Source organism: Rhodopseudomonas palustris (genome assembly GCF_003226555.1).
Lineage (GTDB): Bacteria > Pseudomonadota > Alphaproteobacteria > Rhizobiales > Xanthobacteraceae > Rhodopseudomonas > Rhodopseudomonas palustris_I.
On the sequence record NZ_QKQS01000032.1, the window covers coordinates 48,575 to 74,955 of the forward strand.

Below are 26,381 nucleotides of genomic sequence, written 5' to 3' on the forward strand. Positions count from 1 at the left end.
CCAGCCGCAGAGAACGCAACTGACGAGAGCAGTTCAATGCCCCCCGCCGCCCGCCGCGGCCATCGGGTTGGCCGGCTTGGCCAGCAGGAACACCAGCGTGGTCAGGCCGAGGTAGAACACCGTCAGCAGGAAGAAGGCGTCGCCGTAGCTCATCACCACCGCCTGGCGGTGGACGATGTTGGTGAGCTGTTTCAGCGCCATCATCGAGGCGTCGCCCATGCCCTGGAAGCGCTGGGTGAAGGTGTTGAGCAGTTCGACCGCCTGGGCGTTGCCCCAGTTCACCTTGTCGTGCAGCCGGGAGATGTGGAAGTCGGTGCGGTTGTCGAGCGCGGTGTTGATCAGTGCCAGCCCGAGCGCGCCGCCGAGGTTGCGGGTCAGGTTGAACAGGCCGGAGGCGTTCTTGACCCGGTGTGGCGGCAGCGTGCCGAGCGCGATGTTGTTGACCGGCACCATCGCCATCATCATGCCGACGCCGCGGAAGATCTGCGGCCAGAGCAGCTCGTAGAAATCGAAGTCGCGGGTGATCCAGGTCATCTGCCAGGTGCCGCCGGCGAACAGCAACAGACCGACGGCGACCAGAATCCGCATGTCGACCAGCGCCATCAGCCGGCCGACGATCGGCGCGGTGCAGAACATCGCGATGCCGGAGACGAACATCGTCTCGCCGATCATCAGCGCGCTGTAGCCGCGCACTTCGGCGAGATAGCGCGGATAGATGTAGGTCAGGCCGTACAGTCCGATGCCGACGCAGAACTGAAACATGCAGCCGATCGCGAAATTGCGGTCGGTGAAGGCGCGGATGTCGACGATCGGCTCGCGCGCGGTGAGCACCCGCCAGAAGAACGCCACCGCCGACACCGCGCCAACGATCGCGAAGATGAAGATCGACTCGTCGTTGAACCAGTCGTTGCGCGGCCCCTCCTCCAGCACGTATTCGAGCGAGCCGAGGAAGCCGGCCATGAAGCCGAGGCCCCACCAGTCGAAGTGATCGAGCAGCTCGTAATGCGGCTCGTCGAAATCGACCAGCGCCAGCACGCCGATGGTGATCAGAACGCCGGGCACGACGTTGATGAAGAACAGCCAGTGCCACGACATCAGATCGGTGATGTAGCCGCCGACCGTGGGCCCGATGGTCGGCGCCAGCGTCGCGACGAGGCCAATGATCGGGCCGACCATGTTGAACTTGCTGCGCGGAAACACCGTATAGGCCGAGGCGAACACGGTCGGGATCATGCCGGCGCCGAGGAAGCCCTGGATCGCGCGCCACACGATCATCTCGGCGATGGTCGAGGTGAAGCCGCACATTAAGCTCGCAAAGGTGAAGCCGGCCGCCGAGATCGCGAACAGATTGCGGGTGCCGAGCGCGCGCGACAGGAAGCCGGACAGCGGGATCGCGATCACTTCGGCGATCAGATACGCGGTCTGCACCCACGAGACTTCGCTCGACGACGCCGACAGGCCGGCCTGGATTTCGGACAGCGACGCCGAGACGATCTGGATGTCCAGGATCGCCATGAACATCCCGAACACCATGATCAGGAACGCGATCAGCCGGCTCGCCGGGACGTGCTCGGACGGTTCGGCGGGCGCCGCGGCGGCCCGGGTGTCTGCTGTGGTGGTCGCGGACATCGTTGCGTTCTCAGCGCCCGCCCCGAAGGGCCGTCAAGATTCGAAGAGAGTTTCCGTCATTGCGAGCGAAGCGAAGCAATCCAGGGCTCGGTGCACTGCGCTGGATTGCTTCGTCGCTTTGCTCCTCGCAATGACGCTGACAGAAAGGAACTACTTCGCCTCGCCCGTCCGCGTGTCGACGTCGACGTACACCGACATGCCGGCGCGCAGCAGGTTCTCGCGCGCGACGTCGGCGGGGACGCGGATGCGGACCGGGACGCGCTGCACGATCTTGGTGAAGTTGCCGGTGGCGTTGTCGGGCGGCAGCAGGGTGAACACCTGGCCGGAAGCCGGCGACAGGCTGTCGACCGTGCCTTCGATCTTACGGCTGGAGAACGCGTCGACCGAAATCGCGACCTTCTGGCCCGGCTTCAACCGGCGCAGCTGCGTCTCCTTGAAATTGGCGTCGATATAAACGCCGTCGAGCGGCACGATATTGGCCATGCGCTGGCCGGCATTGATGTAGTCGCCGACATTGACCAGGCGGTTGGAGAACACACCCGTCACCGGCGCCCGTACACTGGTGAAGGCGAGATCGCGCTCGGCCTTGGCCAGCGCGCTCTGCAGCTCGAGGAGCTGAGCGCGGGCTTCGGCCTGTTGAGCCTTGGTGACTTCGACGTTGTCGCGGGCGGCATCGTACGCGGCCTTCGCGGCGGCGACCGAGGCGACGGTCTGGTCGCGGCTGGCCTGCGAGGTCTCGAACACCGCGCGTGAGGCGAAGCCCTTGGTCGAGAGCGCCTGCTGGCGATCGAAATCCAGCGCGGCGCGCTTGGCTGCGGCCTCGGCGGAGTCGAGCTGCGCCTGCGCCTGCTCCACCGCGCTCTGCTGCGCCGTGATCTGGCGGCCGATCCGGGCGATGGTGGCTTCCTGGGTGCCGATCTTGGCGCGCGCGGAGTCCACGGCGATCTTGTAGTCGCCGTCGTCGATCCGGAACACGACGTCGCCGGCCTTCACCTCGGAATTGTCGCGCGGCAGAATCGCGGCGAGGTGTCCCGAAACCCGGGCCCCGAGCGTGGTGTTGTTGGCGCGGACATAGGCGTCGTCGGTGCCGACCATGAAGCGGCCGACCAGCATGTACTCGGTGCCGAAGTAACCGAGCGCGGCCAGCGCCGCGATGCCGACGCCGATCAGCACGAACTTCTTCTTGCTCGGCGGCTTGGCGGCGGTGCCAGGACGCGCGGCCGGTGCCACCGGCTCGGTCTCGGCTTCCGGCTCCGGCGGATCGGCCAGCTTCAGGGTCGAGGGATCTTCCAGCAGCGATCGCAGCGCGTCGGCCTGCGACGGCGCACCTTGCGGCGCAGCCGGATGCGGCGACGCGCCGGCGGCCGGGACGGCCTCCCCGTTTTCCGGCTCGGAGCGCAGCACGCGGGCAGCTTGGTCGCGTCCGGACATCGGGTTCTCCTGAACTCAGCTCGCACGACAAAAAAACGACCAGCCCGACGGTAGCCCGAGCTGGCACCCTCAACTACCATTGACCGAACGGTTCGGTCAACATAATCTGCCGACAGAAGGGTAGCATTAGAGCAATTCCGCTCTCACCCTATCTCGACTGAATTTACCGGACAGGCTGAACCAATGGTTGCAACAGCGTCGGCGGTGCCGATTCACAACGACGAGGACAGCGCCAAGCGACGCCAGATCCTCGACGGCGCCCGCACGGTGTTTCTCGAGCAGGGCTTCGACCGCGCCAGCATGGGCGAGATCGCCCGCGCGGCCGGGGTCTCCAAAGGCACGCTCTACGTGTATTTCGCCGACAAGAACGCGCTGTTCTGCGAGATCATGGAACAGGAGAGCGTGGCACAGGGCATGTTGGCATTCGAGTTCTCGCCGGATCTCGACGTCGAAACCTCTCTCAAGGTGTTCGGCGAGGCCTATATCAAGCTGCTCTGCGATCCGCGTGGCGCCTCCGCGATCCGGACCGTGATGGCGATCGCCGAACGGATGCCGGACGTCGGCCGCCATTACTACGAGCGCGTCATCGCCAATTCGCTCGGCAAGTTCACCCGCTATCTGCAGCAGCAGGTGCAAGCCGGCGCGCTGCAGATCGACGACTGCCATCTCGCCGCGGCGCAATTCACCAAGCTGTGCCAGGCGACGTTGTTCTTGCCGTACATCTTCCAGACGATGGGCGCGCCCTCGGCCGAACATATCGCCGAAGTCGTCGACAGCGCGACCCGGATGTTTCTGGCGACCTACCGGAAGAAGCCCGGCAACTAAGCCGCTTGGACTAATCGTCCTCGGCTTCGTCGCGATCCACTGCCTTGCGCCCGGTTGCGCGGCCGATCGAGCCGGTCGGCCCGTTCCAGCCGCTCGCCGCGTAAGGATTGCGCTGCTGCAGTCGCTGCGCGATCACCTCGCCGGACACCGCGGCCGGCTTGCAGATGGTGCGCTGGCTGCGCCGGCGCATCAGATCGACGTGGATGTGGTCGTAGTGATACACGTTCGAGCCCGGCGCCAGCACCGTGCTGAACACCCGGCACGCCGAGTCCTGCACGTCGTGCAGGAACGCCTGCTCTTCCGGCAGACCGCGCCAACCGTTCTTCACCGAGATGCGACGGCCGTCGGCCAGCACGAAGCCGGCGATGTCGAGCGCATTGCCGAAAGCGTGTTCGGAGATGTGCGCGTTCGGATTGCCGTTCATGCCGCGGCAGGAATACGCCGAGATCTGTTTGATCTCGACCACCCGCACGCCGAACCAGCGCATCGCCGCAGGTTGCACCGCTTCCACCAGCCAGCGATCCAGCGCCGAGACGATCGGGCACGCCAGCGTCGCGGTCGGCTTGATTGCGACCGGCCCGACCGAGCCGGTGATGCCGGCCTGCTGGCCCGGCCCGAGCCGCGGCAGCGGTCGCTCGGCGTCGTTCGGATAGTGCGAGTTCGGCGAGTAGTTGCGATCCTGCGGATAGCCGGTGACGTTCTCCGCCGGCGGACGTTCGGCCGCAGGCTCGCCCTCTGGCGGCAGATCGCTGTCCGGGTGGGCCGGCACCACACCCGGCGCATTCAGGGACACCGGCGCACTACCGCGGCCATAGCCCGGCGCGCCCGCACCGTAAGGCTGCGCGGCACCGGCGTTGGTGCCGTAGCCGGCGCGCGGCTGCTCCTGATAGCTGCGTTGGGCCGGCGCCTTGTAGGCACCGTAGGGCTGCTGGCCGGCCGGCCAGCGTGGCTGCTGCGCGGTGCCACCGATCGCACCCGGCGGACGCAGATCGTCGGCATAGCCGATCGCACCGCTTTCTCCGAGCGCAGCGACCTTCAGCGGAAACTCGGCGCCACACACACCGGGACCGGAGATCGGATCGATCCGCACCAAATCCGGGCCTTCTCGGACCGCGCCCGATTTCAGGCATGCGATCTCGGCCTCGGCCCGCCACGGTTCGCGTTCGGCGATCTGAAACAGACCGCGACCGCATCCCGCAAGCGAGACGAGCACGAAGGAGCCGACGAGATACAAACGAACTCCGCGCGTCATCCGCGCACAGTCCACCAATCTGATTAAAGAGAATTGAACGGTATCGGGCGACGATTTGTTAACGATACGCCGCGCGCGGACAGTTACGTCCGCGGCGCCGCGATGTCGTCATGCGCAAGAGCCCCGATTCCGATCGCGTCGGAACCGGGGCTCTTGTCTTTCGCTGTGAGGCGTATTCGGCACGCCAACCGGTGTCGGCTTCGCTCGAAAACACGCTCGTCTGATCAGGCGGCGCGCACTTCGCGCAGGAAGGTTTCGACCTGAGTCCTCAGCGCCTCGCCGCTGCGCGACAATTCGGACGCCGACTCGACCACCTGGGTCGCCGCCACACCGGTTTCGCGGGCGGCCTCGTTGACGCCGGCAATGTTGCCGGACACCTCCGTGGTGGAGCGCGCGGCTTCGGCGACGTTGTGGGCGATCTCGCGGGTCGCCGAGCTCTGCTCGCGCACCGCACTGGCGATCGCGGCGGCGATCTCGTTGATCTGCGCCACCGTGCCGGTGATGCCCTCGATCGCATGCACCGACGACTGCGTCGCCTGCTGGATCGAATTGATCTGCGTGGTGATCTCCTCGGTCGCCTTGGAGGTCTGCTCGGCCAGTGCCTTCACTTCTGCGGCGACCACGGCGAAGCCGCGGCCGGCATCGCCGGCGCGTGCCGCTTCGATCGTGGCGTTCAGCGCGAGCAGGTTGGTCTGCGAAGCGATGTCGCTGATCAGCGTCACCACCTCGCCGATCTTCTGCGCCGCTTCGGCCAGCCCCCTCACCTCGTCATTGGTCCGGCCGGCCTGGTTCGCCGCCTCGTTGGCGACCCGCGCCGACTGATCGACCCGGTTGCCGATCTCGGTGATCGAGGCGTCCAACTCTTCGACCGCAGCCGCGACGGCTTGTGCATTCGACGTCGCCTGCGACGAGGCCGCGGTCGCCGCCACCAGACGGCGCTCGGATTCGCGCGAGGTGCCGACCATCGAATCCGCGGTGCCGCGCAGTTCGGTCGCGGCCGAGCCGACCAGCGTGACCACGCTGCCGACGCCGGTTTCAAACCGCGCCGCCAGTTCGTGCATCGCCTTGCGCCGCTCACTCTCGTGGCTGATACGCTGTTCGTCCTGCGCGGCGCGCAGGCGGCCGGTCTCGATCAGCCCTTCCTTGAATACTTCGACCGCCTGGGCCATCGAGCCGATCTCGTCGTGGCGGCCCTTACCGGGTACCTCGACGTCGTGACGACCGCTGCTGATGGCGCGCATCGCGCTTTCCAGCGCCTGGATCGGCTTCGCCATGCCGCGGCCGAGCCACACCGCGACCGCGGCAGCCGCCAGCACGGCGGCAATCGCCGCGAACGCCAGCCACTGCATCGATTGCCGTTCCAGCGCCGCGTAGGCGCTGGCATCGCGCACGATCTGCAGCACCGCAACCGGATCGCCGGAGAACCGCTTGATCTGACCGAAGGTGGTGGCCACCGCCTTGCCGTCGGCCTCGCCCTTTTCGATCACCAATTCGCCGCCGAACGCACGGCGCAGGGTTGCGAGGTCGGTGCCGGGCTTGGCGAGGCTCGAGGCGATCACGTTGACCTTGTCGCCGTTGAGCTGAAGGATCGCGACGTCGACACCGAACCGCGCCTTCATCCGCTCGACGAAGGCCTTGCCGAACGGCGCGCCGATATCGACGGTGCCGATCACCTTGCCGTTCTCGACCATCGGCGTGGTGCCGAACACGGTGAGGTTATCGAGGCCCGGCTCGATGCCGCCGACCGCCTGGCCGGTGGTCATCGCCTGCACCACCATCTTGCGACGCGCCGAGACGTCGTCGCCGAACTTCTCGGGATTATGAATTCGGATCAGGGTCGACGAAGGCGGGATTTGAATCGTGTAGAGAGACAGTCCGCGCTGCGTGGTGAGGTCGCGGCCTTCTTTCAGCAGCTTCATCAGCCCGGCGCGATCGCCCGCCTTGGTCATTTCACGCACTGGTTGCAACGCCGCCAGACTATCGCTGAGTGCGAGCGTCGTCCGCGTCTCGGCTTCGGTGGCCGCGGTGATGTTGGCATAGTCGGCGCGCAGTTCGCGCTCCAGCGCGACGTCGATCGTCGCCTGCTGCCGCCAGACGCTGAAGCCGGCCAAAACCGCGCACGAGCCGATCGCGACCAGCGTGATAGCGAAAATCATCCGGGCCGAAATCGAGTTGAGCATCTGTGCGGGTCCTTCTCTGGGCGCTGCTTGTGATCCGTTGTGCTCACAACTAAGTGCAAGCCTACAAGAAGCGGTTAACGCTTACCTCGTAGAGCCACGAATTCGGACTACCTGAGCTACGAAGTAAGGTTGATCGGTTAGGTTAAGAACGTAATCGCGTTGACCGGGCCGAAAGGCGTGGTCACCTAACCGCATGATCAAAGACGACGACTACGAGCTGGACCGGTTCGGGAACCGGGTGCTGATCGGGCTGACGGCGGAAGAAACCGCCGAATATTTCCGCCTGGAGGAAATTATCAGAAAGAGCATGCCGCTGCCGCAGGTCACGCGCAATGAGTGGGTCCGGCCCGAAGACTGCCGCTGGCTCGAGCTCTACGAGAAACACGAATCCGCCCGCCGGCCGTTCCTCAAGAGCAGCAAGACCATGCATTGAGCGGTCGGGTGCGGCAGATGCCCGCCGCAGCGATCACCACGAATAGCGCAGCACGCCCTTGCCCGCATAGCTGCGCGAGACGTCCGAAAACTCGCCTTCGAACGCGGCTGCGACCGAGAATCCGTTCAGCCAATTCACCTCCGCCGACACCGTGGTCAGCGCCGCATCGCGTGCCGGGCGGGCGCCGCCGACGACGAAACTGGCGCCCGGCAGCGCCTGGAAGGTGGCGGTGACAGACCGTTCGACGTCGAATTCGTGCGCCCATGCCGCTCGGCCCCGCAGCGTCAGCAGCGCGCCGTCCAGCGCGAACGACCTGTCGCTGCGCAGGCCGAGTTCGCTGCGCGTCGAGGTAACGGTCTTGGCTGCATAGTCGAGTGCGAACACGCTGCTGCCGCCCACCGCCCGTTCCGCATAGGCCGGCAGATCGAAAGCGGTGACCTGCGCGGCGGCGTAAGGCGTGAGGCCGACGCCGCCGAGCGCCGGTGCAACCCAGCGATGGCCGGCTTCGACACGGGCCGAATAAGCATGCGCATTGAAGTCGGCACGAAGCTGATCGAAGCCGCCGACGACGACAGTCCGCTCCGTCGTGATGTCCTGCCAGCCATAGGCCGCCGCCGCGGTGAGATAGCTGGCGCCGAAGCTGTGGCGGACGAAGCCGCCGACCTGCATCAGGTCGGAGCGCCCCGAGCCGAGGCCGTTGGCGAGACCGAATTGCGTCGCACCGCCCGCCATAGCGAAGCCGGCAACGGTCTGCGGCGACAGCCAGTAATCGGCGCCGGCGGCGATGCCGACGAGCCGGCTGGTGGAACTGGCGGAGCCGAGCGAGCCATTGCCGTCGGTGGTCTGCGAACCGCCGAAGCCGGCGCCCCACACGCTCCAATGCGGCGCGAACGGGGTGCGCGCGGCCGCTTTGGTCAGCATCGCATAGGCGTCACGGGCCGAACCGGCTTGCCCGGCATCGGCGAACGGCAAGGCGCCGGAGGTCGCATTCGCTGAGCCGCGGCCGTTGCCGAACGGATCGGTCAGCACGCCCAAGAACTGCGTCATGGCGCCAAACGTCGCTTGCTGTGCGCCGGTCGCGGTCTCGCCCGATACCGCACTGAGCCCACTCGGGGTCAGTGCGCCGAACACGATCGGAATGCTGCCGGTACGCGTGAAGTAGCTCGTCAGCGCATTGGCGACCTGGGTCTGGTTGGCATTGAGACCGCTGTTGACCACTGGCGGCGTTGGCGGCCCGGGCGGCGTCGGCGGCGTGTAGTCGAGCACCAGATTGAGATAGGCGTTGTTGGAGTCGTAGCCGAGGCTCGACTTGAAGCCGGACGGCAGGTTGGTGTTCACCAGCGCGCCGAAAGTGCCGACCACGCCGCCGGTGGCGTTGACGATGGTATATTGTCGGTCGACATAGCCACCGCTGGCGAACGACGCATTCACCGTCGCGCCGCCGAGTGTCGCCGTGCCGCTGACATTGACGCGGTCGGCGCTCGACGGCGACACTTCGACCATGTAGCTCGATGCCGCCGTCAGCGTCAGGTTGCCGCTCACGTTCAGCGTGCCGATCGAATTACCCGGCGCCAGCGTGCCGCCGTTGATCAGCGTGGTGCCGACCGTGCCGTTGCCGCCCAGCGCCGCGCCGGCATTCACCGTGGTCAATGACGACGACGCGATCGAGCCGTTGACGCTGAGCGTGCCGGCCTCGACCGTGGTGGCACCGGTGTAGCTGCTGATGCCGGCGAGCGACAGATTGCCGGCGCCGCGCTTGATCAGATTGCCGCTGCCGGAAATCGCGCCGCCGAAGCTGGTCGCGTCGGAGCGATTGAACGCCAGCGTCGAGCTGTTGCTGACATCGCCGACGATCGAACCCGACGTGCCGCCGTCACCGATCTGCAGTGTGCCGCTGGAGACGGTCGTGCCCCCGGTGTACGTATTGGCCCCGGTCAACGTGAAAACGCCGCTGCCGACGCTGCCGCCGAAGCTGATCAGATTGCCGGTGCCGGACATCGCGCCACTGAACGTATGGGCGTCCGAGCGGGCGAACTCCAGCGTCCCGTTATTGACGACGTTGCCGACGATCGATCCCGTGGTGCCGCCACTGCCGACCTGCAAAAATCCGCTGCTGATGGTGGTGCCGCCGGTGTAGGTGTTTTCGCCGAGCAGGATCAGCGCGTCGTTGCCGAGCTTGGTGACGCTGCCGGTGCCGGAAATCACGCCGCCGAAGCCCGCCGCATCCGAGCGATTGAACACCAGCGACCCATTGTTGACGACGTCGCCGGTGATCGAGCCGGTGGTGCCGCCATTGCCGATCTGCAGCGTGCCGGCCGAAATCGTGGTGCCGCCGGTGTAGGTGTTGGCGCCGGTCAGGGTCAGCGTACCCGCCGCGATCTTCTCGAGCGATCCACTCCCCGAAATCGCGCCGCCGAAGCCGATCGAATCGTGTCGATTGAACTGCAGCACGCCGTTGTTGACGACATCGCCCACGATCGAGCCGCTGGTGGCGCCGTTGCCGACCCGCAGCGTGCCCGCCGAGATCGTGGTGCCGCCGGTGTAGGTGTTGTTGCCGAGCAGCGCCAGGATGTCGCCGCCGAGCTTGACCAGATTGCCGGTCCCGGAGATCGCGCCGCCGAGGCTGGTGCCGTTGCTGCGGTTGACGGCCAGCGTCGCATTGTTGGTGATGTCGCCGGTGATCGAGCCGCTGATGCCGCCATTGCCGAGTTGCAGCGTTCCCCCCGAGATCGTGGTGCCGCCGGTGTAGAAGCTGTCACCCGTCAGGGTGAGCGTTCCGGTGCCGGTCTTACCCAGCGCGAATTTTGCACCGTTATCAACGAATGTGCCCGAGAATTCCGTGGAGGTGTTAAGGCTGCCGACCGTCAGGCTCTGCACCGGCACGCCGGCCGCCGTCGCCTGCACGGTCCCGCTGCCCGACAGCGATCCGATCGAGATCGAACCCGTGGTGGTCCGCAGCCCGAGATCCCCGCCATTGCTGACCACTTCCGCCGTCCCGCCCGACGACGTCTGGCTAAAGAGCAGTGTCCCGCCGGTGTTCGTTATCTTGACATCTGAGGCGGTGCTGCTGCCCCGAAAATCGATCTGACTGCCCGAACCGATGATCAGCTGCTGCGTGGTGCCGGAATTGTTCACGATGCCGGCGCCGTTGAAATTGAGCTGGCCACCGGACAAAACCCCGATGAGGAAGCCCGGCGCTCCGGCTTCAAACGTGAAACCGTCGGGGTTGCGCGTGGTGTACAGCACGATCGACGTCGACGTCGACGCGCCGTTGTTGCGGAAGACGGCAGTGTCCCCGGTGTCTGGAACAGTGGCCGGGCCACTCCAATTCGAGGGGGTGTTGTACAGCTGATCTGCGCCGACCCAGACCTGCTGGGACAACGCGGGCATGGTGATTGCGACCAGCGCCGTCGAAGCCAGCAGCGATGAAAGCAAGATCCGCCTTCGCGCTCTCGCCGCCCGATCCGTTGCCCCCGACCTCAGTTCCCCAATTCCACGAACCTGCACGCAACCGCCCCGTCACCTCTCAGGTCATTGGCGACCCGATTCAGGAAACAGCCTAAAGGTTCAGGATTGGGATGCAAATAGGAACCATTATTGGAACCCACATCGGCGATCAGGCTGGTCCCCGCCGCCGACGCATGCTAGCGCTCCCGCAAACAACAGCGGGGAGACGGAACGCGATGGTCGAGGCGGTGATCTGGGATTTCGGCGGGGTGCTCACGAGCTCGCCATTCGAGGCGTTTGCACGGTTCGAGACCGAGCGCGGGCTGCCGATCGACATCATTCGCCGCACCAACGCCGCCAATCATTTCGAGAACGCCTGGGCCAAATTCGAGCGCGCCGAGATCGATCTCGACACGTTCGATGCGCTGTTCGCCGAAGAATCCCGCGCGCTCGGCGCCGAAGTGCGCGGCCGCGACGTGCTGCCGCTGCTGTCCGGCACGCTGCGCCCCGAGATGGTCGAGGCGCTGAAGATCATCAAGCAGAACCACAAGACCGGCTGCATCACCAACAATCTGCCGGCCAACGCAATTGGCTCGGCGTCGGGCCGGACGCTGTATGTCGCCGAAGTCATGGCGCTGTTCGACCACGTCATCGAATCCGCCAAGATCGGCCTGCGCAAGCCGGATCCCAAGATCTACGAGATGATGACCGACAAGCTCGGCGTCGATCCGAAGCGATGCGTGTATCTCGACGATCTCGGCGTCAACCTGAAGCCGGCGCGCGAGATGGGCATGACCACGATCAAGGTGACCAGCGGCGAACAGGCAATCGCGGAACTCGAAGCCGCCACCGGGCTGAAGCTGCGCTAAGCCGTCGGCTTCGCTTCGACCGAAGCGCTGGCCTCGTACCAGCGCTTGGAGCGGTTGACGATCGCCACCACCGTCAGCATCACCGGCACCTCGATCAGCACGCCGACCACGGTGGCGAGCGCGGCGCCGGATTCGAAGCCGAACAGGCTGATCGCGGCGGCGACCGCGAGTTCGAAGAAGTTGCTGGCGCCGATCAGCGCCGACGGCCCGGCGACGCAATGTTGCTCGCCCGAGAGCCGGTTGAGCAGATAGGCCAGCCCGGCGTTGAAATACACCTGGATCAGGATCGGCACGGCCAAGAGTGCGATCACCAGCGGCTGCCGGATGATCTGCTCGCCTTGAAAGCCGAACAGCAGCACCAGCGTCGCCAGCAGCGCCACCAGCGACAGCGGCTGGAACACGCCGAGCAGCCGCTGCAAGGTCGCCTCACCGCCCGAGGCCAGCGCCCAGCGCCGCAAGCCCTGCGCGATGATCACCGGCACCACGATGTACAGCACCACCGACAGCACCAGCGTGTCCCACGGCACGGTGATCGCCGACAGGCCGAGCAAGAGACCGACGATCGGCGCGAACGCGAACACCATGATGGTGTCGTTCAGTGCGACCTGGCTCAGGGTGAAATGCGGTTCGCCCTTGGTCAGGTTCGACCATACGAACACCATCGCGGTGCACGGCGCGGCGGCGAGGATGATCAAGCCGGCGATGTAGGAGTTGATCTGGTCCGCCGGCAGATACGACCTGAACAGCCAGCCGACGAACAGCCACGCCAGCGCCGCCATCGAGAACGGCTTCACCGCCCAGTTAATGAACAGCGTCACGCCGATGCCGCGCCAGTGCTCGCGCACCTGGCCCAGAGCGGCGAAGTCGATCCGCACCAGCATCGGAATGATCATCAGCCAGATCAGCGCCGCCACCGGCAGATTGACCTTGGCGATCTCCGCCGCCCCGATCACCTGAAACGCCCCAGGCATCAGATGCCCGAGCGCGATGCCGACGACGATACACAGCGCGACCCACAGCGTCAGATAGCGTTCGAAGGTGGACATGGGGGGCCCTTTTGGCGAACCGATGATTTCTTTGATAGCAGCGGCGCGATCCTCCGCACCGACGTCATCCCCGCGTAGGCGGGGATCCAGTATCCCGGAGCGCCCGATTTCAACGACTCGCATCGCCGCGCGAACTCAGCGGCGCTCTGGGATACTGGGTCGCCCGGACAAGCCGGGCGATGACGGCGGGGGAGAGGGAGGCGCCTTGCTTCCTCTTCACCTCAACAAGTACTAAACCGTTGCCACCCGCCGCCCACTGGCGTCGATCACTTGCTCGCCATCTTCCTTGAAGAACTCGCCTTGCTGCGGCGGCAGCAGGTCGAGCACTTCTTCGGACGGCCGGCACAGCCGCACGCCGTTCGGCGTCACCACCAATGGCCGCTGGATCAGGATCGGGTGCGCGATCATCGCGTCGAGCAGGTCGTCGTCACTCAGCGTCGGATCGTCGAGCTTCAGCTCGGCATACGGCGTGCCCTTCTGGCGCAGCGCCTGCCGCGGCGTCAGCCCGGCGCGGGTGATCAGTTGCTTGAGCAGCTCCCGGCTCGGCGGGCACTTCAGATATTCGATGACGTGCGGCTCGATCCCGGCGTTGCGGATCAGGCCGAGGGTGTTGCGCGAGGTGCCGCAGGCGGGATTGTGATAGATGACGACGTCCATCACGCCACCTTCGGCCGGCCGAAGCTGACGCCGGCGAGCAGGCCGATCTCCTGCAGCTTGGTGCCGAGCGCGACGCCGTCGAGCATCTTGATCGGCAGCGCGGTGAAGGCGTCGATCCTGTTCTTCAGGAAGCGGAACGCCTGAACGAAGGCGCGCTCCTTGTCGAGATCGCTGCCCCCGACCGCGGCGGGATCGTCGATCCCCCAATGCGCGGTCATCGGCTGGCCGGGCCACACGGGACAGGCCTCGCCGGCGGCGTTGTCGCAGACGGTGAACACGAAATCCATCACCGGGGCGTCGGCGGCGGCGAACTCCTGCCAGCTCTTGGAGCGCAGCCCCTCGGTCGGGTAGTTGCCGTCCGCCAGCACCTTCAGCGCGAACGGATTGACCACGCCTTTCGGCTGGCTGCCGGCGGAGAAGGCGTTGAATCGGCCGGCGCCGTCCTTGCGCAGAATGCTCTCGGCCATGATCGAGCGGGCGGTGTTGCCGGTGCACAGAAACAGCACGTTGAAGATGCGATCAGACATTGGCGGATTCCTTGGGCAGACAGCAGGGTTGAAGGGCGGCGATCAGCGGCGCGCACAATTCCGGGCGGCCACCGCAGCAATCCTTGATCAGAAACAGCGCGACCTTCTGAAATCGCGCGAGGTCGGCGCGGTACACGATCGAGCGACCACGGCGCTGCGAGGTGATCAGCCCGGCGAGTGCCAGGATCCCCAGATGCGACGACATCGTGTTCTGCGGCACCGCCAGCGTGTCGGCGATCGCCCCCGCCGGCAGGCCGCTCGGCTCGTGCGCGGCCAGCAGCCGGAACGCCTCCAGCCGGGTCGCTTGGGCCAGGGCGCCGAGCGCCAGGATCGCCTGCTCCGTTTCCATATATCCAGAATTATCGATATATATAAGCCGATGTCAAGCGCCGACCGGCGATTATTTCGATAATGCTAGAAATACCGTTTGACGCGCCCGGCGAGATGGCGTTAGCGTTGCGGCATCATGAAGATCGACGACGCCGCTGCCAAATTCGAGGCGCTGGGCAATCCGACTCGGCTGAAGATCTATCGGGCGCTGGTGCGCGCCGGCGAGGCCGGCACGCCGGTCGGCCGGCTGCAGGAGCGGCTGAAGATCGCGCCCTCGACGCTGTCGCACCACCTCAAGACGCTCGTCGCCGCCGGCCTGATCCGTCAGGTCCGAGAGGCCACCACGCTGTACTGCCATGCCAACTACCAGGTGATGCGCGGCCTGATGGACTTCATGGTCGCGGAATGCTGCGCCGACGCGGTCGAACGCGCGGACGCCAAGACCGCGGCCTGAAATCGTCAGGTCTGTTTATTCGATTATTCTAGTTTCTTCGAACTAGCCAAGGAAGGGAACGCATCATGCCGGGCTCAGCTATCCATGACGTCAAGGACATCGTCCGCGAGAAATACGCCGGCGCCGCGCTAAAGGTCGCCACCGGCGGCGGCGCGTCGTGCTGCGGGTCTTCGGCGCTTCCCGGCGCCAGCCCGATCACCAGCAATCTCTACGACGCCGCGCAGGAACAGGGCCTGCCGGCCGAGGCGATGCTGGCCTCGCTCGGCTGCGGCAACCCGACCGCGCTGGCGCAACTGTCGCCGGGCGAGACCGTGCTCGATCTCGGCTCGGGCGGCGGCATCGACGTGCTGCTGTCGGCGCGCCGTGTCGGCCCGACCGGCAAGGCCTACGGCCTCGACATGACCGACGAGATGCTGGCGCTGGCGCGCGACAACCAGCGCAAGGCCGGGCTCGACAACGTCGAATTCCTCAAGGGCGAGATCGAGGCGATCCCCCTGCCCGACGCTTCGGTCGACGTGATCATCTCAAACTGCGTCATCAACCTGTCGGGCGACAAGGACCGCGTGCTGCGCGAGGCGTTCCGGGTGCTGAAGCCGGGCGGCCGGTTCGCGGTGTCCGACGTGGTGACGCGCGGCGAGATTCCAGAAGCGCTGCGCCGCGACGTGCTGCTGTGGGTCGGCTGCCTCGCCGGCGCGCTCGACGAGGCCGACTACGTCGCCAGGCTGGAAGCCGCCGGCTTCGCGCAGATCTCGATCGAGCCGACGCGCGTGTACGACATCGAGGACGCCCGCGAATTCCTCGCCGGCAAGGGCATCGACGTCGACGCCCTCGCCCCAAAGATGCAGGACAAGTTCTTCAGCGGATTCGTCCGGGCCACCAAGCCCGATGGAAACTCGTCCGCAGGATGTTGCACCTGAATGCAGCGTCCCGGCCAGGTCATTGCGAGGAGCGCCGGGTTCGACCCGCAGGCCGGCGCATCACCCCTTCTTTGCCAGCCGCTTCTCCACCTTCTTGCGCGCGTTGCCGACTTTCTTGACCGCCTTCTTCACTGCGGGCGCCGAGCGGCCGGTCTTCTTGGCCTCGTAGCGGACTTCGTAGTCCTGGCCGGCGGCGACGCGGACGCGGTCCTGCTTGCGTCCGCGCGTCGTGGTCTTCTTGGTGGCTTTCTTCGCAGCCATGCTGGCCTCCTGATGTTGCCCCGTGAGCAACGCACTCAGGAATCGCTGGTTCCGAAGACGCGGCGTCGTACCGAATTGAATCGAGCGTGGGTTTGCCGCCCTCGTCATGGCCGGGCATCGTCCCGGCCATCCACGCCTTGCTCGCCGACACGTCTCCAAGACGTGGATGCCCGCGACAAGCGCGGGCATAACGACGTTTGTGCTGCAAGACTCGAGTAACAGCGATGCTTACAGGCTGTCGCCAAAGTCCTCGCGGAATTTCGCCACCAGCTTGTTCTGCCAGTCCGACACCGGCTTGAGCAGGCCGTAGAAGAACCGCAGCACTTCCGGCTCCTCGACGAAGGTCAAGCCTTCGATCAGCTTGCGGTTGGTGTAAAGCCAGGCCAGCCGATCGACCGCGTATTTGACCTGCGACAGCGTGAACACCCGCCGCGGCATTGCGAGGCGCACCAGTTCCATATTGGCGTAGATCTCGCTGCCGTCGGGCTCGCGCTGCTCCGACAACGTGCCGCGCTCCATGCCGCGGATGCCGGAGGCGATGTAGAGCGCGCTCGCCAGCGCACCCGCCGGATATTGCGACTGCGGAATGTGATCGACGAAGCGCTTGGCATCGATGTGGCAGCCGAGGCCGCCGGCGGGGGTGATCACCGGCACGCCGCGCTCGACCAGCTGATCGACCATATAGGCGATGAACTGCGGCCCCTGGTTGATCATCTCCTCGTCCATGGTCTCGTCGAGGCCGACGGTGAGCGCTTCCATCTCGCGCACCGACATGCCGCCATAGGTGAGGAAGCCTTCGTACAGCGGCACCAAGGGCCGCATCTTCTCGTACAGCGCGCGGTCGCGGATGCAGATGCCGCCGCCGCGGGCGCAGCCGAGCTTGCGCGCCGAGAAATAGATGATGTCGCACAGGTCCGCGGTGCGGCGGGTGATCTCGCGGATCGACAGGCTCTTGCAGTGATCCTCGCGGGTCTTGTTGAAGTACAGATTGTCGGCCAGCAGGCTGGCGTCGAGCACCAGCGGAATGCCGTGCTCCTTGCAGACGTTGCTGACGTCGGCGAGGTTCTGCAGCGACACCGGCTGGCCGCCGATCAAATTGGTGCCGCTCTCCATCCGCACGAAGCCGATATTGGCGGCGCCGACCTTCTCGATCACCGCGCGCAGCTTGGCGATGTCCATGTTGCCCTTGAACGGGTTGGCGCTGACGACTTCCAGTCCGACATCGCTGACCAGCTCTTCGACGGTGCCGCCCTGCAGGGTGATGTGGGCCTTGGTGGTGGTGAAGTGATAGTTCATCGGCACCACCTTGCCGGGGGAGACGAACACCTTGGCGAGGATGTGCTCGCAGGCGCGGCCCTGATGGGTCGGCAGGAAGTAGTGCATGCCGAAGATCTCGCGCAGCTTGTCTTCGAGCCGGGTGTAGGTGGCGCTGCCGGCGTAGCTGTCGTCGGCGGTCAGCATCGCGGCCTGCTGGCGGTCGCTCATCGCGTTGACGCCGGAATCCGTCAGCATGTCGAGGAAGACGTCGTCGTTCTTCAGAAGGAAGGTGTTGTTGCCGGCTTCGGTGATCTTCTCCAGGCGGCGCTCGACCGGCGGCAGGCTGAGCTTCTGCACGATCCGCACCTTGTGCATCTCGAGCGGCACCGCCTCGTTGCCGAAAAACTTCACTGTCGCCATGTCGCAAGCTCCCCCGACCGTTCTCCCGCACCGCGCGGGGGCCCTGGCTTATCGGGCAGGCCGCCATTCTCAATTGCGCCTGATCAAACGGCCCAGCGCGCCGCCGGACGTATCGTCCCGGGCGTCAGGTGAAACAATTCCCTACTGCGACGAAACCAAATCCGCTGGTCGGCGAAAACGTCCGGAAACGGATGCTGGGGTACTGGTAACGCCAACAAGTCGCCGCAAAGGCGTCGAGGCGAACGAACAGAGCACCCACAGGGGGACCGACCATGATCCGTTTTCCGCGTACCAACCGTGTCGCCGCAGTCGCCATCGTCGCGATCGGCAGCATTGCCGCCGCCGCGCCCGCCAATGCGGCGCAGCAACTGCCCTTCCCGTTCCTGCCCTTCCTGCCGCAGCCGATAGCGATGCAGCCGCTGGCCTACGCGCCCGTCGAACAGGCTGCGCCGCAGCCCCAGGCCGCGCCGCAGGATGACGAGGACAGCAACGTCGCCGAACTGCCGGCACGGCTGAAGCGCCAGATCGTCGCCTACCAGACCCGCGAAGCCCCTGGCACCATCATCGTCGATACGCCGAACACCTATTTGTACTACGTGCTCGGCGGCGGCCGAGCGATCCGCTACGGTATCGGGGTCGGCCGCGACGGCTTCACCTGGTCGGGCATCAAGTCGGTCGCCAAGAAGGCGGAATGGCCAGATTGGACCCCGCCGCCGGAAATGATCGCCCGCCAACCCTATCTGCCGCGACATATGGCCGGCGGCCCCGGCAATCCGCTCGGTGCCCGCGCAATGTATCTCGGCGGCACGGTGTATCGGATCCACGGCACCAACGCGCCGTCGACGATCGGCACCCACGTCTCGTCCGGCTGCATCCGGCTGACCAATGAGGACGTCAAGGATCTGTATGCCCGGGTCAGCGTCGGCGCCAAGGTGATCGTGCTGCCCGACAACCGCCGCGCCGCGGATGCCGGCAGCGGACGCCGCGGCTGAGTTCGTCGCGACAATTTGTGGGCACTGCGCGGCGGAGCCTCGGCTGCGAGCCCGACGGGCCGGTCCGGTTGTAATCTTCGGCAACACAAAGCCGGATCTGCGACGCGGTGTCCGGCAACACCGCGGCGGTTCTCAGGCCATTCTACGGCCTCACAAAAGTGCGTTCCAGCGGCGCTGGCGCACCCTGGTCCCGGCCTGTATTGTCCCGGCCGTTCGCGCCCGGGGTATCGATGCGTTTCGTCAAGTTTGGATTGGTCGCCTTCGCGATCGTCGCAATTTCGTTCACTGTCACGCTGAAGGCGTTCGACTGGCTGACGCCGCGCGCCATCTCGCCGCCGAACCTGCAGGCGCTGCCGCCATTGCCGCCGATCCGGCAGTCGACCGTGGTGGTGCCGGTGTCGGTGCCGCTCGGGACCATCCGCGATCTGGTCGACACGGTCGCGCCGCGCAGCTTCTCCGGCAAGGCCGACAATCCTGTGGCGCACTATGTGCAGAACGCCGACATCCGATGGACCGCGACCCGCGGCGCGGTGACGGTGCGCGGCGCCAAGGATCAGCTCACCATCACCTCGCCGCTCACCGGCACGGTGAACGCCAAGGGCTCGCTGTCCGCCAACACCCAGTCCAAAGTCGACGAGACGCTCGGCCGGCTGCTCGGCAGCAAGGTCGCCAAGCAGATCGGCGTCAACATCAAGTCGTTCAATGCGAACGGCGAGATCAAGGGCAACATCGTGATCAGCGCCCGGCCGCAGGTGCTGCCGAACTGGCACGTCGATCCGCATCTCGATGCCGAGGTCGCGCTGTCGGATTCCGGGGTCTCGGTCGGCGGCGTCCGCATCGACGTACCGCAGCAGATCAAGCCGGTGATCGACAAGGCGGTCGCCGATCAGCTCGGCACGCTGGAGCGCCGCATCCGCGACGACGGCGCGCTGGAGCGCAGCGCCCGGCGCGAATGGAATCGGCTGTGCCGATCGGTGCCGTTGCAGGGCGCCGGGGTGCCGAACGGATTCTTTCTGGAGATCCGCCCGACCCGGGCGTTGGCGGCGCAGCCGCAGGTTGATGCGGCGGCGGCGACGCTGACGCTCGGCATCGTGGCCGACACCCGCATCACCGCCGGACCGACCAAGCCGCAATGCCCATTCCCGCCGGCGCTGCAGATGATCGCGCCCGACAACGCCGGCGTCAAAGTCGCGGTGCCGATCGACATTCCGTTCCAGGAGCTCGATCGCATCCTCGAAGCGCAGTTCGTCGGCAAGACCTTCCCCGAGGGCGACAGCCACGCCGCGATCACGGTGAAGCGCGCCAAACTGGCGGCCAGCGGCGACAGGCTGCTGATCTCGCTGCTGGTCGACGCCAAGGAGAACCGCAGCTTCTTCGGCTTCGGCACCGAGGCGACGCTGCACATCTGGGGCCGGCCGACACTCGATCAGGAGAACCAGACGCTCCGGCTGTCGGATATTCAGCTCGCGGTGGAATCCGAATCCGCGTTCGGTCTGCTCGGCGACACCACCCGCGCCGCCATCCCGTATCTGGAAAAGGCGATCGCCGAAAAGGCGGTGATCGATCTGAAGCCGGAAGCCGCCAACGTTCAGCGCCGGGTCGGCAACATGATCGCCTCCTATCAGCGCAACGAGGACGGCTTGCGGATTTCTTCGGAAATCTCCAGCCTGCGGCTGTCAGACCTGGTGTTCGACTCCAACATGCTGCGGATCACCGCCGAGGCGAATGGCATCCTCGAAGTCAACGTGACCCGGCTCAAGCCGCCGGAACTACCGCAGCCGCAACCGCGCTGATCTGGTCTTCATGATATCGTCTGAACGCACACCAACGCCGCCGGCAAAACCGGCGGCGTTCGCGTGATACAGGCTACGCCCGCGTCGTGACTCGTTACTTGGAGTACTTGAACTCCGGCATCGACTTCAGCTGGTCCTTGGTCGCGTTGAACACGGCGTGGTCCGGATACCAGCGGTCGGCGTTGTTGGCCGCAGTGGTCGTCGTCGTGGTCGTGGTCGTCGCGGCACCGGTGGTGGTGCCGGCCGGCGAGGTGGTCGAGCTGGCCGAGCCCGCGGGCGCGGTCTTGTTCATCGCGGTGTTCGACGACACCGGGGTGTTGACGAACTGCAGCTTGTCGAACGCCACGGCAACGTCGCGCTCGCCGACGCCGAGGAAGCCGCCGACGCCGATCACCACCGCCTGGATGCGGCCCTGGTTGTCGAGCAGGATTTCGTTGATGTCACCGAGCTTCTCGTTGCTCTGATTGTAGACGTCGAGGCCCATCATCTTCGACGCGCGCCACTGACCCATGTGCTGCTGCGAAGCGGCGGTGCTCGACGACTTCGACATCGTGCTGGAGCTGTCGGCCGGCGCCGGATTCTGCGCGTAGGCGGCAGTGGCGAGCAGCGTGGTGCCCAGCAGGCCGGCGATCATCGTATTGGCTTTCATGGAAATGCCCTCTTGCTTGTGAATGGTGCCTACAGAACCGCAGACTCGACGCGACGTTCCCGCGATTGAACTATTTTTAGCGCACCGCGCCGCACCAAGTGATTAGTTCGCGAGGGTCAGCGAGTTCCAGCAAGTTCCCGAGCGTCGGGGCAGCATCCGCGACAATACGCCACCAGGAGAGCAAAAGGAGAGCGCATCCCCTTGCGCCGCGGCGGAAGGGAATGCGCTCGAACCGACGGCGTCACACAGTCGGATGGAAATCGATGTCGTATCAGGTCTGGTAGTTGATCAGCAGCGCAGTGAACGAGCCCGAATCGGCGGCGGAGCCGCTGGCGCTATAGCCACTGGCGGTGGACGATTGCTGATCCTGCAGCAGTTGCAGGAACTGCTTCAGGATGTCGCTGACATCCGTCGACGAGGTGTCGGTCGAGGTGCGCGACGCATCCGCGCCGGTGGCATCATCCGGCGGCGGACCGCCGGGACCACCACCCGGACGAGGACCACCGGCGAAGGTGCTCTTGAACACATTCTGCAGCTCGGCGGCCTGATCGGTGGTCAGCTTGCCGCTCGACACTTCGCCGGCGATCAGATCGTCGATCTTGAACTTCAGATCGGTCGGGCGGGTCTCCGAGCTGCCGCCGGAGCGGCTGCTCTGCAGGGCCGAATCGATGTCCTGCAAAGCCGAGGACAGCGCGTCGGAGTCGGTCGAACTGACGGCGCCGGACGAGACTTCCGACGCGAGCTCCTTCTGCAGGAGCTGCAACGGGGACAGATAGCTGCCACCTGCGGCAGCGGAGGGAATGGAGGTCATGGCACGCTCCGGGTTTGGATCGGGCCGGACGCTATGGTTAATGGATTAACAAGATCTTCGCCAAACGCTTGAATGAGTTGCAGGTTTTTGCGCTGCGCCAGGTGGAAACAATCGGAAACAAGATTCTCTGCTACACTTCCGGCAAAACATCGCAAAACCCCGCCATGAGCACCGCACCCCCATCGATCCTGGTCGTCGAAGACGACCGCGAGACCCGCGCGCTGATCGCCAAATATCTTCGCGCCAACAATTGCACGGTCGCCACCGCCGCGGACGGCCGCGAGATGGAGCGCTGGATAGCCGACCATCGCGTCGACCTCGTGGTACTCGACGTGATGCTGCCGGGCGAAGACGGGCTGAGCCTGTGCCGGAAGATTCGCGCCAATTCGGCATTGCCGATCATCATGCTGACGGCGCGCGGCGACGACGTCGACCGCATCCTCGGCCTCGAAATGGGCGCCGACGATTACTTGCCGAAGCCGTTCAATCCGCGCGAGCTGCTAGCGCGGATCCGTTCGGTGCTGCGCCGGCAGGCCAGCGCGGTCACCGCCAGCGCCGCGCCCGGCGCCACCACGCTCGGCTTTCTCGGCTGGCGGATGGACTGCCGGCGCCGCGAATTGCGCAATCCCGAGGGCGCGCTGGTGGCGATGACCAGCGCCGAATTCGATCTGTTGCAGGCGCTCTGCGAGCGCGCCGGCCGGGTGCTGTCGCGCGAGGCGCTGCTCGATCTCACCCACGGCCGCAACGTCGGCGCCTTCGAGCGCTCGATCGACGTGCTGATCAGCCGGATCCGCCGCAAGATCGAGCCCGATCCGCGCGAGGCGACGCTGATCAAGACGGTGCGGGCCGGCGGCTACGTGTTCACGCCGGAGGTCGAAGCCGCATGAGCCTGCGCGCGCGGCTGCCGGCGCTCGGCTTCAGCCTCAAGCCCGACGGCATCCGCGGCCAGATTGCGATCCTGGTGCTGGCCTCGATCATCGCCAGCCATCTGATCATCGCGGTGGCGTTCTTCGCCAACCGGCCGGACATGCCGCGTCCGCCGCAGCCGGAGCCGCATCAGCTCTATGCGCTGGCCGATCTGATCGGCCGCACGCCCGCGGCCGAGCGGCCGCAGCTGATCGCCACGATCGCGGCGGCTTTCCCGCAACTCGACCTCGCAGTCACCACGGCCGCGGCGCGCCCCCAGGATGGCGCCTGGCCGCCGCATCAGATCGACTACCTGCGCCGCCGTCTCGGTCCGGACTATCGCGTCGATCTCGCCGGCGGCGACCGGATCGTCATCACCCTGCCCGGCGGCGGCGCGCTCGGCGCACGGCTGCCGCCGGATCGGCACCGGCCGGTGCTGGGCAATCCATGGATGGCGTCGCTGCTGATCGGCGTGGTGAGTCTCGCCCTGCTCGGGCTGTGGGCGGCCCGCACGCTGGCCTCGCCGCTGTCGGCGTTCGCCACCGCGGCCGAGACTTTCAGCCTGGATAGTTCGGACGCGCCGCTGCCGGAGCGCGGCCCGGCCGAGATCCGCGCGTTGGCGCGGGCGCTGAACCGGATGCGCGAGCGCATCACCACGCTGATCGAGGATCGCACCCGGATGCTGGCGGCAATCAGCCACGACCTGCGCACCCCGATCACCCGAATGCGGCTGCGCGCCGAGTTCATCGAGGACGAGCATCAGCGCACCCAGACGCTGCACGATCTCGACCAGATGGGCGCGATGCTGACCGCGGTGCTGACCTTTCTGCGCGACGGCGCCACCCGCGATGCGCCGACGCTGATCGACCTCGCCAGCGCGATGCAGCTGATCGCCGATCAGTTCGCCGACACCGGCGCCAAGGTCGGCTATCAGGGCCCCGAGCACGCGATGGCGATGGCGCGCCCCGGCGACCTGCATCGCGCGGTGACGAACTTGGTCGAGAACGCGGTGCGGTTCGGCACCGAGGTGACGATCCGGCTGGCGCTGACGCCGGATGCGATCAGCATCGAAGTCGAGGACGACGGCCCCGGCATTGCCGAGGCCGACAAGGACAGCGTGATGCAGCCGTTCGTCCGCGGCGACAACGCCCGCAACCTCGACGACAGCTCCTCGTTCGGCCTCGGCCTGTCGATCGCACGCGCCATCGCCCGCGGCCATCGCGGCGACCTCACCCTGCACGATCGCAAGCCGCACGGCCTGATCGCGAGACTCACGCTGCCGCGCGCGGCGCCGAGCCGCGCCACCTGACGGCCGCCGCAGGGCGCATCGTTCCATGCCGCGGCGGGATCGGATCCGCACAGCCCTGCACCAAAGCCACGTTGACACGGCAGGGCATCGGCCTACATTGAGCGCGTTCCGAGGGGGGCTCCGATGAGGAGCTGAGATACCGCACGCTCACAGCTTCGATTCGCGAAGCACAGAGACCGCGGTGACCCTTTGAACCTGATCCGGGTCATGCCGGCGAAGGGACAGGGATGCATCAGACAGTCGAAGGCCGTGGCGGGGCCGAATCCGCCAATCTTTCCGCTTTGGCTTCAGTTGCTTCGGCTTCGGTTGCTTCGGCTTCAGGTGCTTCGGCATTGACCGCCGCAGCTTTGCGCAGCGAGAAGCCGGACCTGCGCCAGGATGCGCCGGTGTCGGTGATCGGTGCCGGCATCGCCGGGGCCTGGCAGGCGCTGCTGCTGGCGCGCGCCGGGCGTCAGGTGACGCTATACGAACGCGGCGACACCGAGATGACACAGGCCACCAGCCATTGGGCGGGCGGCATGCTGGCACCGTATTGCGAGGCCGAGGGCGCCGAGCCGATGGTCAGCCAGATCGGCATGCGCTCGCTGGAGATGTGGCGCAAGGAATTCCCGGACGCGGTGTTCAACGGCTCACTGGTGGTGGCGCATCCGCGCGACCGCGCCGACTTCGAGCGCTTCGCCAGGATGACCACCGGGCATCAGCGCGTCGACGCCGACGGCATCGCCGAGCTTGAGCCGGCGCTGGCCGGCCGGTTCCGCGAGGGTCTGTTCTTTCCGGACGAAGGCCATGTCGAGCCGCGGCTGGTGCTGGCGCGGCTGCACGAGCGGCTGATCGAGGCCGGCGGCGCGATCCATTTCGAATCGGAAATGACGCCGGAAGATCTGGACGGCCTGGTGATCGACTGCCGCGGCCTGGCTGCCCGCGACAAGGCGCCGGAGCTGCGCGGCGTCAAGGGCGAGATGGTGGTGATCAAGACCGCCGAGGTGCAGCTGTCGCGCCCGGTGCGGCTGATGCACCCGCGCTGGCCGCTCTACGTCATCCCGCGCGCAAACAATCACTTCATGCTGGGCGCCACCACGGTCGAGAGCGAAGACGAGCTTGTGATGGTGCGCTCGGCGCTGGAACTGCTCAGCGCCGCTTACGCGGTGCATCCGGCGTTCGGCGAAGCCCATATCGTCGAACTCGGCGCCGGGCTGCGTCCCGCCTTCCCCGACAACCTGCCGCGGATCGCCATCGGCAACCGCCGCGTCGCCACCAACGGCCTGTATCGCCACGGCTTCCTGATGGCGCCGTCGCTGGCCGAGAAGGTGGTGGCCTATGTCGAGCGCGGCGAAATCGACAATCAGGTGATGCGATGCTTGTGACCATCAACGGCGAACAGCGCGAGATCCAGTCCGCCAGCGTCGCGGCGCTGATGACCGAGCTCGACTGCACCGGCGGCCACTTCGCCGTCGCGCTGAACTACGACGTCGTGCCCCGCGGCAAATGGGACGAAACCCCCGTCTCCGCCGGCGACGAAATCGAGATTCTGACGCCGCGGCAGGGCGGATGAGGATGCCCTCGCCCCGGATATCGACGTCATCGCCCGGCTCGACCGGGCGACCCAGTATCCCAGAGCGCCGGCGTTCAGCCGCGAACTCTCTGGCATACTGGATCCCCGCCTTCGCGGGGATGACGGTCGTGGCGGGGATGACGACTGTGGTGGGGATGAGGATGGCGGTGATACACGCTACGCGCCGCAGCGCCTCCGCCCCCCTCCCCCTTGCGGGGAGGGGTCGGGGGTGGGGGTCGGCGAGTCGCAGCGCTGCTACTCACCTCTCCCCGCGCGCGGGGAGAGGGCGAATGCTGAGCGCAGCGAAGCGTTCGGGTGAGGGGGCGCCTCCGCGCGGCCGAGAGGCTCGAACTCGCCGAACCGCCCCCTCACCCCAGCCCTCTCCCCGCACGCGGGGAGAGGGAGCGCGGCGCGGCACTGGAGATGCTTCATGG

24 protein-coding genes and 1 riboswitch are annotated in these 26,381 nt (G+C 66.4%); of the genes, 11 read left to right on the forward strand and 13 right to left on the reverse strand.

Features of this window, described 5'->3' with window-relative positions:
• Positions 1-33 precede the first annotated feature (33 nt).
• Together DNX69_RS22935 and DNX69_RS22940 are read right to left on the reverse strand one after the other, a co-directional pair.
• A complete protein-coding gene (locus tag DNX69_RS22935; protein ID WP_110788322.1) occupies positions 34-1,629 on the reverse strand; it encodes a DHA2 family efflux MFS transporter permease subunit in 1,596 nt (531 codons plus the stop codon).
• A 150-nt stretch (positions 1,630-1,779) separates the two neighbouring features.
• Positions 1,780-3,060 (reverse strand): HlyD family secretion protein, encoded by a 1,281-nt coding sequence (locus tag DNX69_RS22940; protein ID WP_110788323.1) that lies wholly within the window; start codon positions 3,058-3,060, stop codon positions 1,780-1,782.
• Between the two features lie 183 nt (positions 3,061-3,243).
• Here DNX69_RS22940 and DNX69_RS22945 point away from each other — a divergent pair, with 183 nt between their 5' ends.
• Positions 3,244-3,885, forward strand: coding sequence for a TetR/AcrR family transcriptional regulator (locus DNX69_RS22945; RefSeq protein ID WP_110788324.1), 642 nt, complete (start codon positions 3,244-3,246; stop codon positions 3,883-3,885).
• 10 nt (positions 3,886-3,895) lie between these two features.
• On the opposite strand, the gene DNX69_RS22950 is transcribed toward DNX69_RS22945, so the two are convergent.
• Positions 3,896-5,137, reverse strand: a complete 1,242-nt coding sequence (locus tag DNX69_RS22950) for an extensin family protein (RefSeq protein ID WP_110788325.1) — start codon at positions 5,135-5,137, stop codon at positions 3,896-3,898.
• Between the two features lie 224 nt (positions 5,138-5,361).
• Complete coding sequence (locus DNX69_RS22955; protein WP_110788326.1) at positions 5,362-7,317, reverse strand: methyl-accepting chemotaxis protein; 1,956 nt, start codon at positions 7,315-7,317, stop codon at positions 5,362-5,364.
• Positions 7,318-7,510: 193 nt separating this feature from the next.
• On the opposite strand from DNX69_RS22955, the gene DNX69_RS22960 reads away from it, so the two are divergent.
• Complete coding sequence (locus DNX69_RS22960; RefSeq protein ID WP_110788327.1) at positions 7,511-7,750, forward strand: hypothetical protein; 240 nt, start codon at positions 7,511-7,513, stop codon at positions 7,748-7,750.
• Between the two features lie 33 nt (positions 7,751-7,783).
• Here DNX69_RS22960 and DNX69_RS22965 read toward each other — a convergent pair whose 3' ends face one another.
• A complete protein-coding gene (locus DNX69_RS22965) occupies positions 7,784-11,257 on the reverse strand; it encodes an autotransporter outer membrane beta-barrel domain-containing protein (RefSeq protein WP_110788328.1) in 3,474 nt (1,157 codons plus the stop codon).
• Positions 11,258-11,433: 176 nt separating this feature from the next.
• Here DNX69_RS22965 and DNX69_RS22970 point away from each other — a divergent pair, with 176 nt between their 5' ends.
• On the forward strand, positions 11,434-12,066 hold the full coding sequence (locus DNX69_RS22970) for an HAD-IA family hydrolase (protein WP_110788329.1): 633 nt from the start codon (positions 11,434-11,436) through the stop codon (positions 12,064-12,066).
• Here DNX69_RS22970 and arsB read toward each other — a convergent pair.
• The 4 genes from arsB to DNX69_RS22990 all read right to left on the reverse strand — a co-directional run bounded on the left by arsB (position 12,063) and on the right by DNX69_RS22990 (position 14,645).
• Positions 12,063-13,112, reverse strand: a complete 1,050-nt coding sequence (gene arsB / locus DNX69_RS22975; RefSeq protein WP_110788330.1) for an ACR3 family arsenite efflux transporter — start codon at positions 13,110-13,112, stop codon at positions 12,063-12,065. The two genes, DNX69_RS22970 and arsB, sit on opposite strands and share 4 nt — an antisense overlap.
• A gap of 231 nt (positions 13,113-13,343) precedes the next feature.
• Positions 13,344-13,769 (reverse strand): arsenate reductase (glutaredoxin), encoded by a 426-nt coding sequence (gene arsC / locus DNX69_RS22980; protein WP_110788331.1) that lies wholly within the window; start codon positions 13,767-13,769, stop codon positions 13,344-13,346.
• Positions 13,769-14,296: an arsenate reductase ArsC gene (locus tag DNX69_RS22985; protein ID WP_110788332.1), complete on the reverse strand. Its 528-nt coding sequence runs from the start codon at positions 14,294-14,296 to the stop codon at positions 13,769-13,771. The genes arsC and DNX69_RS22985 overlap by 1 nt, the downstream gene beginning before the upstream one ends.
• Entirely contained in the window at positions 14,289-14,645 is a 357-nt protein-coding gene (locus DNX69_RS22990; protein ID WP_110788333.1) for an ArsR/SmtB family transcription factor, read from the reverse strand. The genes DNX69_RS22985 and DNX69_RS22990 overlap by 8 nt, the downstream gene beginning before the upstream one ends.
• A 117-nt stretch (positions 14,646-14,762) precedes the next feature.
• Between DNX69_RS22990 and DNX69_RS22995 the strand changes: the two genes are divergently transcribed.
• Entirely contained in the window at positions 14,763-15,080 is a 318-nt protein-coding gene (locus DNX69_RS22995; RefSeq protein ID WP_110788334.1) for an ArsR/SmtB family transcription factor, read from the forward strand.
• Positions 15,081-15,145: 65 nt separating this feature from the next.
• Positions 15,146-15,997: an arsenite methyltransferase gene (locus DNX69_RS23000; protein ID WP_110788335.1), complete on the forward strand. Its 852-nt coding sequence runs from the start codon at positions 15,146-15,148 to the stop codon at positions 15,995-15,997.
• 60 nt (positions 15,998-16,057) lie between these two features.
• Here the strand turns inward: DNX69_RS23000 and DNX69_RS23005 are convergent, their stop codons facing one another.
• The gene (locus DNX69_RS23005; RefSeq protein ID WP_110788336.1) at positions 16,058-16,258 is read right to left on the reverse strand and encodes a DUF3606 domain-containing protein; all 201 of its coding nucleotides are present in this window, start codon (positions 16,256-16,258) and stop codon (positions 16,058-16,060) included.
• Between the two features lie 228 nt (positions 16,259-16,486).
• Positions 16,487-17,935, reverse strand: coding sequence for a tryptophanase (locus DNX69_RS23010; RefSeq protein WP_110788337.1), 1,449 nt, complete (start codon positions 17,933-17,935; stop codon positions 16,487-16,489).
• Between the two features lie 272 nt (positions 17,936-18,207).
• On the opposite strand from DNX69_RS23010, the gene DNX69_RS23015 reads away from it, so the two are divergent.
• Both DNX69_RS23015 and DNX69_RS23020 read left to right on the forward strand, forming a co-directional pair.
• The gene (locus DNX69_RS23015; RefSeq protein WP_110788338.1) at positions 18,208-18,927 is read left to right on the forward strand and encodes a L,D-transpeptidase; all 720 of its coding nucleotides are present in this window, start codon (positions 18,208-18,210) and stop codon (positions 18,925-18,927) included.
• 230 nt (positions 18,928-19,157) lie between these two features.
• On the forward strand, positions 19,158-20,720 hold the full coding sequence (locus DNX69_RS23020) for a DUF4403 family protein (protein ID WP_110788339.1): 1,563 nt from the start codon (positions 19,158-19,160) through the stop codon (positions 20,718-20,720).
• Between the two features lie 94 nt (positions 20,721-20,814).
• Here DNX69_RS23020 and DNX69_RS23025 read toward each other — a convergent pair whose 3' ends face one another.
• Positions 20,815-21,369: a PRC-barrel domain-containing protein gene (locus tag DNX69_RS23025; RefSeq protein WP_110788340.1), complete on the reverse strand. Its 555-nt coding sequence runs from the start codon at positions 21,367-21,369 to the stop codon at positions 20,815-20,817.
• A gap of 271 nt (positions 21,370-21,640) precedes the next feature.
• A complete protein-coding gene (locus tag DNX69_RS23030; protein WP_110788341.1) occupies positions 21,641-22,180 on the reverse strand; it encodes a hypothetical protein in 540 nt (179 codons plus the stop codon).
• Positions 22,181-22,344: 164 nt separating this feature from the next.
• On the opposite strand from DNX69_RS23030, the gene DNX69_RS23035 reads away from it, so the two are divergent.
• The 4 genes from DNX69_RS23035 (at position 22,345) to thiS (ending at position 25,947) form a co-directional block, all read left to right on the forward strand.
• Positions 22,345-23,067: a response regulator gene (locus DNX69_RS23035; protein WP_110788356.1), complete on the forward strand. Its 723-nt coding sequence runs from the start codon at positions 22,345-22,347 to the stop codon at positions 23,065-23,067.
• A complete protein-coding gene (locus DNX69_RS23040) occupies positions 23,064-24,395 on the forward strand; it encodes an ATP-binding protein (RefSeq protein WP_110788342.1) in 1,332 nt (443 codons plus the stop codon). The genes DNX69_RS23035 and DNX69_RS23040 overlap by 4 nt, the downstream gene beginning before the upstream one ends.
• A gap of 101 nt (positions 24,396-24,496) precedes the next feature.
• Positions 24,497-24,634: riboswitch (TPP riboswitch) on the forward strand.
• Positions 24,623-25,759: an FAD-dependent oxidoreductase gene (locus tag DNX69_RS23045; protein WP_234827058.1), complete on the forward strand. Its 1,137-nt coding sequence runs from the start codon at positions 24,623-24,625 to the stop codon at positions 25,757-25,759. Its footprint overlaps the riboswitch before it by 12 nt.
• On the forward strand, positions 25,750-25,947 hold the full coding sequence (gene thiS, locus DNX69_RS23050) for a sulfur carrier protein ThiS (protein WP_110788344.1): 198 nt from the start codon (positions 25,750-25,752) through the stop codon (positions 25,945-25,947). Before DNX69_RS23045 ends, thiS begins: the two co-directional genes overlap by 10 nt.
• The last annotated feature ends 434 nt before the right edge of the window (positions 25,948-26,381 follow it).